Here is an 11,732-nt window from a genome sequence, read left to right as displayed (position 1 = left end):
ATCAGAACCATACGTCTGAGAGGCCATTCCTCATGGTATTTGCTCGCCCAGAGAGGCGTGAAATTCCAAAACGGGCTCTAGCAGTTGGCGAGCTTTCCGAGCGCACCGCAGTATTGGCGCGCGACGCCGACGCTGTGCTCACCACTCTTGGGCAGCGCGGTGTCGTCGATGATCAGGACGCCTTTGTTCCCCCCGCACAGTGACTGCGCACGTGTGACCAGGAGATGGTCGAGTGCGTCAGTCCCCCAGGGACTGACGTTCAGGAATTGGTGGAGACGTTGGTACGGCATCCCGACGTGCTCTGCGATGGGTTCTGCGCTCTTCCGTTCCAATGGGGCCAGCAAGCCCCGCACGTATCTGGAGAGGCAGGTGCGCTGCTTGGGATGGTCAAGCGTTTTCAGACACGGAGACAGGAAGTCCGAAAACAACCGCTGTCAGTTGTGGGGCACTGTCATCCTCAGAGCATCGGTCACGACGGCGAGGGGCGGCTGAAGGCCGCCCCAGAGTGACAAAGTCCTACTAGTTGTGACCGGGGCCCCGTCCTGTATTCGAGCACCAAAGGGGCGCGCCTGGCCAGGGCGCCGGTCCCGCAAAGGGTTTTCTCTGTTGCTGTGGTGGTAAGCTTGGAGCACACCTCGCCGCGTTGCCCAGCGCCCTTCCAGTCCGTGGAGGCCGAGATGAAAGGACCGCTCCCCCAGCTCGATCGCCTCGTGCTCACCGACGGAGGGTTGGAGACCGACTTCATCTTCAACCGCGGCGTCGATCTTCCCTGCTTCGCGTCCATCGTGCTGCTCGGCACCGACAAGGGACGCGCCGCGCTCGAGGCGTATTACCGTCCGTACCTGGAGCTCGCCCGCGGGCTCGGCACCGGGTTCATCCTCGAAAGTGCTACCTGGCGTGCGAGCCCCGACTGGGCGGCGCCGCTGGGACTCCGCCCGGCCGAACTCGACGGGCTCAATATCGCCGCCATCGACCTGCTGCACCAATTGAGGGAAGAGTTCGCGTCCAGTACATTCGAGATCGTGATCAGCGGCTGCGTCGGCCCCCGCGGTGACGGGTACGACCCCGGCCAGTTCATGGACGTCACGGCGGCCGCCGGGTATCACCTGCACCAGGCGCGCGTGCTCGCTGCGGCTGGAGCCGACATGCTCTCGGCGCTTACCATGACCAACGTGAACGAGGCGACCGGTGTCGTCCTGGCGGCGCAGGAGGTCGGCCTGCCGGTGGCGGTCTCCTTCACGCTGGAAACGGACGGACGTTTGCCGACCGGTGATCCGCTGATGAACGCCGTGGAGGCGGTCGACACGGCGACCGGCGAGTACCCCGCGTACTACATGATCAACTGCGCTCATCCGGACCATTTCGCGGCGGTGCTGGAGGAGTCCGCCGCCTGGACACAGCGGATTCGGGGAGTACGCGCCAACGCCTCACGCTGCAGCCACCGAGAGCTCGACGCCATGACCACGTTGGATGCCGGGGACCCGGTCGAGCTTGGCCGGCTCTACCGCCGTCTTCTAGAAAGACAGCCGCAGATCACGGTGCTGGGCGGCTGCTGCGGCACCGACCTGCGCCACGTGACCGCGGTCGCCGAGGCGTGCGTGAACAGGCCGGCAAATCCACAGGCCCCCTAACCTCGCTGCTCACCCGCCTTGAGGGTGACCCAGTTTTGCGGTTCTACTGCTGATTCCGTGCAATGAGTCGAGTAAGTGTGCTGCCTGGGGGAAGGAGCACCCTGAATGATGTGTTGGGCAGAATGCTTCCCGCGGAACTTGGGGTTGTGGTGAGAAATGGAGGCTGACGTGTGACGTGACCCTGGTTTATTGGCCCACTCTGAATGAGGGATAGGGGACGGATTCCTGAACGTCCATGGGTTCCCGAGTGTTCCGCAAGCGAGGCTCAGCCTTGCCAGTTGGCGGTGGGACTACAACGGGGCCTCGTCAGCATTGGCAGACATGGTTTCCAGATCGGAGATGACGTATCCGGTGAATCCATCCAGCCCGTCGTCGCCGGCCCCCAGACACCCATGTCGGCGCCCCATGTCCGCAGAAACGGAAACCCGGCCCACAATGGTGGGCCTAAAACACATGTGTGCTGATATTTATGGTGGAAGTTCCACGAATGCGGTGCCCAGGACTGTCCTGATCATGAGGCCCGCACACCAGTGCGTTCCGTCAAGACGTCTGCGGCGGCGCGAGGCGGTCACGCAATTCGGTCAACAGTTCCTCGGCCCGCTCGTATCCGGGGCGCAGGTACACGGTGGCAAAGGTGGTCCAGTCCTGAACCGCCGCCACCTCCTGTTCACCGTCGAGGAGTTTGAGGTGCGGGTACACGCCGTATTCGACAAAACATCCAAAGTCCGCGCCGATCTGCTCCAGCTCGCGCGTGTTAGCGTCGTTCCAGCTCAGGGTGTACGGCAGGGCAAAACAGGGTTTGCCGCAGCTGCCGCCCAGCCCGACCAGCGGCAGACCCGCCACTTCGTGCGCCTGCTGCCGGTGCCGCGTTCGTTCGAGAAAAGCCTGACGGTCACGGGCCAGCGCCTTGCTGGGGAGTTTCTGGGTGGCGATCCACGGGCCGACGGTGAGTTTGGGCATGGGACAGGTCTCCTGGAATGGGGGCGAAGAAGTGAGGGATGAGCAGCCGCTCAGGTGGCCACAGGCTGCCTTTCACGGTCGCCGTCGGGCTGGGGCCGGGGCGCACTGGGGGGCAGGGGCGGCTGGAACCCCCGCAGCCGCAGGGCGTTGGTCAGCACGAACACGCTGGAAAAGCCCATCGCGGCGGCGGCCAGCACCGGACTCAGCCGCAGGCCAAAGGCGGGAATCAGCACGCCTGCGGCCACTGGAATCAGCAGCACGTTGTAGGCGAAGGCCCAGAACAGGTTCAGCCGGATGTTGCGCAGGGTGCTGCGCGACAACGCCACAGCGTTGGGCACGCCGCGCAGGTCACCCGACATCAGGACCACGTCCGCCGTTTCTACGGCCACATCGGTGCCGGTGCCAATCGCCAGACCCACGTCGGCCTGGGCCAGGGCGGGCGCGTCGTTGATGCCGTCGCCCACGAACGCCACCTTCTGCCCTCCTTCCTGCAGGGCCCGGACCGCCTTGGCCTTGTCGCCGGGCAACACCTCGGCCTGAACCCGGTCGATGCCCAGCTGACGGGCAATCGCCTGAGCGGTGCGGGCGTTGTCGCCCGTGATCATCGCGACCTTCAGGCCCTGGCGGTGCAGCGCCGCCACCGCTTCCCGGCTGCCGTCCTTGATCGGATCGGCCACGGCCAGGATCGCCGCCAGCGCACCGTCCAGCGCCACGTACAGCGGAGTCTTGCCCTCATCGCCCAGCTGCGCGGCCTGCGTCCCGAAGGACGCCGCGTCCAGGCCGAGCTGCGCCATGTAGCGGTCCGCGCCAACCTGCACCCGCATCCCGCCCACCACCGCGTCGAGGCCGAAGCCCGGCACGGCCTGCGACGAGTCGGTCGCGGTCAGCGGCAGACCCTCGGCCTGGGCGGCGTTCACGACGGCGCGGGCGATGGGATGCTCGCTGTCCTGTTCGGCGCTGGCAACCAGGCGCAGAACGTCGGCACGCGCAAATCCGGGCAGCACGCTCAGATCGGTGAGTTCCGGCCGGCCGCGCGTCAGCGTTCCGGTCTTGTCCAGAGCCACGACCTGCGCGGCCTGAAGCCCTTCCAGCGCGTCGCCACTCTTGAACAGCACCCCCAGCTCGGCGGCCTTGCCGGTGCCCACCATCACGCTGACCGGGGTGGCCAGGCCCATCGCACACGGGCAGGCGATGATCAGCACCGCCACCATGTTGATGAGTGCCTGACCAAACGCACCCTCACCGCCCAGCAGCAGCCACGTCATGAACGTCACGGCAGCGATCACCAGCACGATGGGCACAAACACCGCCACCACCCGGTCCGCCAGACCCTGGATCGGGGGTTTGCTGCCCTGCGCCGTCTCGACCAGCTTGATGATCTGGGCCAGAGCGGTGTCGTTGCCGACGCGGGTGGCCTTGATGGTCAGCGCCCCGTTGCCGTTGAGGGTGCCGCCGATCACGGCCGCCCCCCCGGCTTTCTGAATAGGCACGCTCTCACCGGTGATCATGCTCTCGTTGACATAGCTCTGACCGCTCATTACCTCGCCGTCGAGGGGAATGCTCTCGCCGGGCAGAACCCGCAGCGTGTCGCCCACCTGCACCTCGTCCACGGGCAACAGACGTTCCACATCATCCCGCAGCACCCGCGCTTCTTTGGGCTGCAGGGACAGCAGGGTTTTCATGGCCGCGCTGCTGCGGCCCTTGGCCACCGCCTCAAAGTATTTGCCCAGCAGGATCAGCGTGATCACCACGCCGGACGCTTCGTAGTACACGTGGGCGGTCCCCACCGGAAACAGTTGTGGAGCCAGGGTCACGACCAGGCTGTAGAAGAAGGCAGCGGACGTGCCGATCATCACCAGCGCGTTCATGTCCGGGCTGCGGTGCTTCAGGCTGGCCCATCCCAGGCGGTAGAAGCGCCGTCCGGGACCGAACTGAACCGGCGCGGCCAGCGCCAGCATGATCCAGTTCAGCGCGCCCATGCCGATGGACGCCATCAAGCTGCGCTCCAGGGCCGGCCACAGCATCGGCAACATGGCGATCAGCAGCAGCGGCACGGCGAAGACCGCGCTGAAGACCACCTGGGCGCGCAGGTGAGCAACTTCGGCCTCGCGCGCCGCCTGCTGGGTGTCCGGACCCGACGCACCCTGTTCCTGCTCCAGCACTTCGTATCCGGCTTCACGCACCGCGGCGCGCAGCTGGCCGGGGGTGGTGGCCACCGGCAGGTAAACCACCTGGGCACGTTCGCTGGCGAGGTTGACACTGGCGCTCAGCACGCCGTTCACCTTGCTCAGGGCGCGCTCCACCCGGCCCACACAGTTCGCGCAGGTCATCCCGGTGATCGGCAACTCCAGCTCGGCCGTGACGGGTTCGTAGCCCACGTCGCGCACGGTGGCGATCAATGTCCGTGCATCGGTCCGGGCTGGATCAAAGCGCACGCGGGCGCGTTCGGTGGCCAGATTGACCGCGGCGTCCTCGACCCCCTCCACCTTTTTCAGGCCCCGCTCCACCCGGCCCACGCAACTTGCACAGGTCATGCCCTGCACGCCGATTTCAATCACGGTTGGTTCGCGCGTCGTCATACCTCTCCTTATCCCCCCAGGGGGGATTTAGGCAAATATAGGAAAATCCACTGCTGGAATCAAGGCTCGCAGGTGGGAGTTTGCCTTAATGCCCGGAAAGCCCAGGGACGGTGCTACCCCTCATCTTGACACCCTCCGGGGGAGGATATAAGCTCTGGTCATGACGACGGAATTGATCGTGAGCGGCATGACCTGCGGACACTGCCAGACTGCTGTAACCAAGGCCCTCCAGTCGGTGCCCGGTGTCGAGGACGCCGCGGTCAATCTGGCCGAGGGCACGGCCCAGGTGCGGGGTCCGGCTGACCCGCAGGCGCTGGTGGCGGCCGTCAGGGACGAAGGCTACGGTGCCCAGCTCCGCCAGTGAGTCCGCGCCCGCGTGCAGCGTGTCGGACCGGCTGTGCATGCCGGACGACGCCCGCAAGCGGGCCTCCCGGCGCCTGAAAATCGCGCGTGGACACCTTGACGCCATTGTCGGAATGCTGGATGACCCGGACGCCTACTGCGTGGATGTGCTGCGGCAGATCAAGGCGGTGCAGGGCGCCCTGTCCGGCGCGGGAGAGGTGGTCTTGCGCGGTCACCTGGAAGCGCACGTCGCCACCGCCCACCAGCGGGGAGACAGCATCGAGATCGTCGAGGAACTGATGGAAGCCCTCAAGTACACCTGAAGTGAAGAGTGAAGATGGAGCAGCGTTCTCCTGCGGCCCGGTGGCCTGCAGGAGACGTTTCGTGTGGACCTGCCGGCGCCCGGTTCGCCTGAGACCGCACGCCGGCAGGTCCACCACCGCAGGTCCGGAGCTACGTCTGCGGAAGGCTCAGCACATATACTGCCACTGCTGCGGATGGTCTTACGTCAGGGTGGTGTGAAACCTCGGGCCGGACTTTACACAAACTTAATTGCGGGCCCACAAAATTGGTCTTGTGACCTCCTCCCACCCCGACGCTTTCTCGGAAGCCCCTCTCTCCAGCCAGCACTCGGTCCGCAGCCGGCTGCTCTTGCCCTTTACCGCGTACTTTCTGATGCTGGCGTCCACCAGCTTCATCGCCGGTGGAATCGTTCACCTGGGACTCGGGGAGAACACCGTCTTCTACATCACGCTCGCTGCGGTCGGCGTGGTGTGTTTCACGGCCGGAAACTACCTGCAGGAGTACGTCATTCAGAAAAACAGGCGCGCGACCGGACTGGGCACGTTTCTGCTGGTGTCCTTCGTTCTTTCTGTGGGCATCGGCATGATGACGGGCGGAATCCAGCATTACCTGGACAATCCCCTTTACTCCACGGTCCTGATCCCCGTGGGCCTGCTTCTGGCTGTGGCGGCGTTCGCCGTGCGCGAAAGGCTGACGCTGGGGCGCAAGGTCATCCGGCTGACAGCCGGCACCCTGGGCGTGGCCGCGCTGCTGTTCGGAGGCCTGGGTGCACTGTCCAAAGTCGTGGCCACGCCCGCCGGCCATGCCCACGGCGCAGAGGCCGGAACAGTTCCCACGACCCATCCGTCCCCTCAAGGTGCCGCCGAGCAGGCGACCGAGGAGACTGCGGCTCCCATTCCCGCAGTGATGCCGGCAGAGACCCCGGGTGCAGCGGCCGAAGGACATGACGACGGGCACGACCACTGACGGTGCTGAATGGAAAGGAAAAGGGACGCGGCTGATCTCCCCGCAGTAGGGACCACCAGCTTTGTGCACTGGTGGTTCCTGCAATGTGGTCGTGCCCAGCGGTGAAGCCATCTGGCCGGGTGCCTTCCATGACCACGGCTCCTCGGGAAGTTTCGCCGCGCTGCGGTGTTTGTGTCGGTTCCCGGCACAGCGCCCACTGACGGTGGAGATGCACGGTCAGCTCGGCTCAGAGGCCCGGAACATGCCATTACTCCTGGGATTCAACGGTTGGCAGTCCGCACCTCACCGGTTCACATCGCGTCCAGAACCCGTTGGAGCATCGAGCTGGCCTGGGCTCCGAGCGGGCCGAGCGCCTCGTTCTGTGTCAATCCGAGCGCCAGAACCGGGTCGAGAAAGCCCACCTCGGTGCCGGTCTGTGTTCCGCTCACAAACGCGCCACAGGGCAGCAGGGCGGCGACGTTCGGGTCAAGCTCGAGGGCCTGTCGGGCAAGGTCCGGCGAGCAGACCCCAAGCCCGACCACGCGGCCTGCCAGCTGGTGTCCGGTCTTATCGGCGATGATGTCGCTGAATTCGAGGGTGTAGAGCACACCCAGACCCTCGGCCGAGAGTGCAGTCTTCAGTCGTTCGAGAACGGCGTCCACATCGGCTTCGAACGTGCGCTTGAGGGCAAAGTCGGTCATGCGAACCTCCTGAATCGGTACGGGTCTGAATTGACCCCGCCGGAAGAGACACCGTACCAGCCGTACCCCCGGATGTCTCCGGTGACGGCCTTGACCGGCTGCACATCTTGCCACCCTGCAGACGCAGCGTCGTTCGGGTCAGGTTCGGGGTGGCCCCTGTCCCGGTGTAGCGGTTGCCCCGAGCGCTGCAAAGTTCCGTGGGCGTCACCGTGCCCCGTCCCACACGATGGGGCGTAAGAACTTCAGTCCCCCACCATCATGCCCTGGCCGTCCTCGGTCCCGACCGATCACTTCTCGGCTGATCCAGCATGTGCGCTTCCCAGCAGTTCAGGAAGACGCCGCTCGGTGCGGGTCAGCCGTCTGCCGGTCTTCATCCCTGAACACCTCCGTTCGTCCTCTGTGCTGGATTGCCGGCCATCTCTGCGGTGCGGCCATACGCCCGGCCCACCATGTCTTCATAGCCCTGTTCAGCGGCCCTGATCAAGGGCAACCTGAGCCCGACCAACCCCGATCCTCGGTCCGGCCCCAGGAAGCAGCTGAGCTGAACGGTCAGCCGGGACCTGCCCGGCCGCAGCGCCTGTGGCACCTGTTTGCCATGCGGCGCACGTTCCCGACCGTCAGGAGCCTAGAGGCAGAAAGGACCGGGGACCATTTTCAGCGGGTCGTTCAGGGTGACCGTCCTGCCCACTCAAATGCACACCGGAGCTGGTGCTTGAAAGCAAACCGGTTCGGAAAGCGCTTTACGAAAGCTGAACAGGACGCCATTAGCGTCATGGGCATGAGTACACCGACAGCGACGCTTCTCCTCACGGTGGTCAGCGCAGGATTGCTGGCTGCCGCGCAGCCCGTCATGCCCAGCCCCGCTCAGTTGCGGGGTCTGACGCCGCACCAGGCTCTGGCCCAGGCGAACCAATGGCGCAACGCGGGCGGCCTGCAAAGTTACGTGACCAGCGAGGCGGTGGTGTTCCGCTTCCCCGACGGGCAGCAGAACAGCGTGGCCCTGCCTTCCGAGCAGATGGTGGTGGCCATTGCCCCTTACGTGAATCAGACCCACTCCTGCAAAACCCACTCCATGTCCGGCTGTCAGGGTGAACTCGTGAACACTCCCGTCAACATCCTGGTCAGGAACCAGGCGGGCAAAACGGTCATGCACAGAACCGTGAAGACCCTGAGCAACGGCTTTGTGGAGGTGTGGCTCGACCGCGACCAGACCTATCAGGTCTCGCTGAAGACGGGCGGAAAAACCACCAGCGGTGTGCTGAGCACACACGCGGGCAGTGATACCTGCGTCACCACGATGCGGCTGCGATAGGCGGGAATCGGGCGCCCCGCGAATTTCCGCTCCAGCTTCGACCTGTCACGTGGCCCTGCGCAGCACCACACGTCGGCCAAATTCCTGGTTCCCGGCCCGTCAGCCGGGCACAGACCTGCGGAGGTCCACCCATGACGCACCAGCATCAGCCCGCGGCGGGGTCACGCCGCGTCCTCGAAGTGGAGTTCAAAGATTGTTTCGACGCGGGCGAGTACGCCGGACTGGAAAACGATCTGGCCCATGTCACCGGCGTCCACCACGCCCATCTGGACCGTACGCGTGGGGTGGCCCACCTGGAGTACGATCCCGCCGTCGTCACCGAGGCCGCGTTGAAAGAGCGGCTGCATGCGGCGGGCTATGACTGTACCTGCCAGGAGTGCGCACCCTCGGTGTCCCAGCCCGGTCATCCGGCGGGGCCAGCCGCGCATGACCATGCCCATCACGGGGATTCCCACGCTGGGCACGACGAACACGCCGGCCACGGCGAGGCGATGGTGGCGGACATGCTGCGCCGTTTCATCGTCTCGCTGATTCTGACCCTTCCCATCGTCCTGTTCTCCCCGATTGGCGAGGCGCTGGGCTTCCGGTATGCGCCGCCCTTCGGGCTGGACATGGCCTGGTTCGGCCTGATTCTGGCGACGCCGGTGGTGTGGTGGGGCGGATGGCCGTTCATCTCCGCCGCGTGGCGGGCCCTGCGGCGGAGCGAGGCCAACATGATGACCCTGATTGCTCTGGGCATCCTGGTCTCCTACACGTACTCGGTGTGGGCCACCGTGTTCCTGGGGTCGCAGGACGTCTTTTTCGAGGCCGCCGCCATGCTGACCACCTTCTCGCTGATCGGCCACTGGCTGGAGATGCGCTCGCGCTTTGCCACCGGACGCGCCGTGGAGGCCCTGCTCAAACTGGCCCCCGACACCGCCCGTGTGGTCCGGGACGGCCAGGAGGTGGAGCTGCCACTGTCGCAGGTCGTCGTGGGCGACATCCTGGCCGTGCGTCCCGGGGACCGCGTGCCGGTGGACGGCGACGTGACGTCGGGACAGAGCTACGTGGACGAAAGCATGATCAGCGGCGAGCCGCTGCCGGTGGGCAAGGCGGCGGGGGACCGCGTGACCGGCGGCACCGTCAACCAGACCGGAGCCTTTCAGGTGCGTGCCACCGCCGTCGGGGCAGACACCGCGCTGAGCCGCATCGTGGCGCTGGTGCAAAATGCCCAGGCCAGCAAAGCGCCTGCCCAGCGCCTGGCCGACACAGCGGGCAAATACCTGGTGTTCGTCGCCATCGGCAGCGGTCTGCTGGCGTTCATCGTCTGGACGCTGCTGGGCCAGAGCGTGGTCTTTGCGCTGACGGCAGCGGTGTCGGCCATCGTGATCGCCTGCCCCGACGCGCTGGCACTGGCCACGCCCACCGCCATCACCGTCGGTGTGGGCAAGGGCGCCAGGGAAGGGGTGCTGTTCAAGAACGCGGGCGCGCTGGAAGCCACCGCCGGCATCGACACCGTGGTCTTCGACAAGACGGGTACGTTGACCGAGGGCAAACCGGCCCTGACCGATGTGCGGCCCGCAGGCGGTGTGATCCAGAGCGAACTTCTGCGCCTGGCCGCCTCTGCCGATCAGCCCTCGCAGCACCCCTTGGCGGCGGCCATCGTCGCTGGGGCGAGGGAACGGGGCATGGCGTTGAGCGAGGCAAAGGACTTCGACTCGGTGTCGGGCCAGGGCGTGACGGCACGGGTAGAAGGCCGACTCATCCTGATCGGCAACCGCAAACTGATGGACGGGGAAAACGTGGCCCTCGGTTCGCTGGTCCAGGAAGCAGAGACCCTGGCCGCAGACGGCAGGACCCCCATGTTCGTCGCCGCGGACGGTCAGCCCCTGGGCGTCGTGGCGGTGGCAGACCGGGTGCGCCCCTCAGCAAAGGTGGCGGTTCAGGCCCTGCATGACCTGGGCATCCAGACCGTGATGCTGACGGGCGACAACCGGCGCACGGCAGAATCGGTGGCCCGCGAGCTGGGCCTGGACACAGTGATCGCCGATGTGCTGCCGGAAGAGAAATCAGCCCAGGTCAAGAAATTGCAGGATGCGGGCCGTGCCGTTGCCATGATCGGCGACGGCGTCAACGATGCCCCCGCGCTGGCACAGGCCGCGGTGGGGATTGCCATCGGCGCAGGAACAGACGTGGCGGTGGAGACGGCGGATGTGGTGCTGGTCCGCAGCGATCCGGCCAGTGTGGCCGGGGCCATCACGCTGGCCCGGCAGGTACGCGGCAAGATCAAACAGAATCTGTTCTGGGCCGCCGGGTACAACCTGCTGGCCATTCCCTTCGCCGCCGGGGTGTTGTACCCGTCGCTGGGCATCCTGCTGCGCCCGGAATGGGCCGCCCTGCTGATGAGTGCCAGCACGGTGATTGTGACCCTGAATGCGCTCTCGCTGAACCGCGTGAAGTTCGTGCACAACCGGAACCCTCAGCCCGCTCCAGCGTGATTCCCCCCAGGTTCGGGAAATTGCCGAAATGAAGGCGCTGATCAAGGATCTGGAAAGCCGACCATGAAGGGTCAGGCCGGGTGGCCCGTCAGGGAAGATGGGAACGGGCTGCGGGCAAGGTCAGGGTAAACGTAGGACGCCACGGTCAGCCCCCCCGCTGCCGTCGCCACGTGCGCAGGGGGGGCCACCCGGGGGAATTGACGTGCCGGTGGCCAGGAAGGGTGTGCTCAGGAGCCGAGGGCAGGTTCAGAAAACATCCCAATCCACCACCTGACCGAGTACCAGCCATCACGGCCGGATCATACCCGCCACAGTCCGCCCCCGGTGATACCGGCTTTGAACGCCGAGGCCTCGTAACGTCCGGGTAATGGGGGTGGATGAGGCTACAGCAGTGGGCCTGTACCTGGCGGCCTGACAGATTTTATGAGATTGGACGGAAAACGAGTTGCCAGCCGACCTCAAGGGTGGTTTGAGGAGGGGCG

9 protein-coding genes and 1 pseudogene are annotated in these 11,732 nt (G+C 65.8%); 6 read left to right on the top strand and 4 right to left on the bottom strand.

What is annotated here, in order from left to right; translation table 11 throughout:
* Positions 1-80: 80 nt before the first annotated feature.
* Positions 81-428 (bottom strand): annotated as a pseudogene (locus tag IEY21_RS16055) (transposase); the annotation flags it as partial.
* A gap of 249 nt (positions 429-677) precedes the next feature.
* On the opposite strand from IEY21_RS16055, the gene IEY21_RS16050 reads away from it, so the two are divergent.
* A complete protein-coding gene (locus IEY21_RS16050; protein ID WP_188905352.1) occupies positions 678-1,631 on the top strand; it encodes a homocysteine S-methyltransferase family protein in 954 nt (317 codons plus the stop codon).
* Between the two features lie 540 nt (positions 1,632-2,171).
* Here the strand turns inward: IEY21_RS16050 and IEY21_RS16045 are convergent.
* Positions 2,172-2,591 carry a hypothetical protein gene (locus IEY21_RS16045; protein WP_188905351.1) on the bottom strand — a complete coding sequence of 140 codons (420 nt, stop codon included), beginning with the start codon at positions 2,589-2,591 and terminating at the stop codon, positions 2,172-2,174.
* 50 nt (positions 2,592-2,641) lie between these two features.
* Positions 2,642-5,170 carry a heavy metal translocating P-type ATPase gene (locus tag IEY21_RS16040; protein WP_188905350.1) on the bottom strand — a complete coding sequence of 843 codons (2,529 nt, stop codon included), beginning with the start codon at positions 5,168-5,170 and terminating at the stop codon, positions 2,642-2,644.
* 160 nt (positions 5,171-5,330) lie between these two features.
* Between IEY21_RS16040 and IEY21_RS16035 the strand changes: the two genes are divergently transcribed.
* The 3 genes from IEY21_RS16035 (at position 5,331) to IEY21_RS16025 (ending at position 6,781) form a co-directional block, all read left to right on the top strand.
* Positions 5,331-5,534, top strand: a complete 204-nt coding sequence (locus tag IEY21_RS16035) for a CopZ family metallochaperone (RefSeq protein WP_188905349.1) — start codon at positions 5,331-5,333, stop codon at positions 5,532-5,534.
* A 37-nt stretch (positions 5,535-5,571) separates the two neighbouring features.
* Positions 5,572-5,835 carry a metal-sensitive transcriptional regulator gene (locus tag IEY21_RS16030; RefSeq protein ID WP_188905353.1) on the top strand — a complete coding sequence of 88 codons (264 nt, stop codon included), beginning with the start codon at positions 5,572-5,574 and terminating at the stop codon, positions 5,833-5,835.
* A 253-nt stretch (positions 5,836-6,088) separates the two neighbouring features.
* Positions 6,089-6,781: a hypothetical protein gene (locus tag IEY21_RS16025; protein ID WP_188905348.1), complete on the top strand. Its 693-nt coding sequence runs from the start codon at positions 6,089-6,091 to the stop codon at positions 6,779-6,781.
* A gap of 290 nt (positions 6,782-7,071) precedes the next feature.
* On the opposite strand, the gene IEY21_RS16020 is transcribed toward IEY21_RS16025, so the two are convergent.
* Complete coding sequence (locus IEY21_RS16020; RefSeq protein ID WP_188905347.1) at positions 7,072-7,461, bottom strand: DUF302 domain-containing protein; 390 nt, start codon at positions 7,459-7,461, stop codon at positions 7,072-7,074.
* A 778-nt stretch (positions 7,462-8,239) separates the two neighbouring features.
* On the opposite strand from IEY21_RS16020, the gene IEY21_RS16015 reads away from it, so the two are divergent.
* Both IEY21_RS16015 and IEY21_RS16010 read left to right on the top strand, forming a co-directional pair.
* The gene (locus tag IEY21_RS16015) at positions 8,240-8,773 is read left to right on the top strand and encodes a CueP family metal-binding protein (RefSeq protein WP_188905346.1); all 534 of its coding nucleotides are present in this window, start codon (positions 8,240-8,242) and stop codon (positions 8,771-8,773) included.
* A 131-nt stretch (positions 8,774-8,904) separates the two neighbouring features.
* A complete protein-coding gene (locus IEY21_RS16010; RefSeq protein WP_188905345.1) occupies positions 8,905-11,250 on the top strand; it encodes a heavy metal translocating P-type ATPase in 2,346 nt (781 codons plus the stop codon).
* The last annotated feature ends 482 nt before the right edge of the window (positions 11,251-11,732 follow it).

Source organism: Deinococcus aerophilus (genome assembly GCF_014647075.1).
In the GTDB taxonomy this organism is placed as follows: Bacteria; Deinococcota; Deinococci; order Deinococcales; family Deinococcaceae; genus Deinococcus; species Deinococcus aerophilus.
Note: the sequence above shows the minus strand (reverse complement) of the source record. Positions and strands in the feature narration are given on the sequence as shown.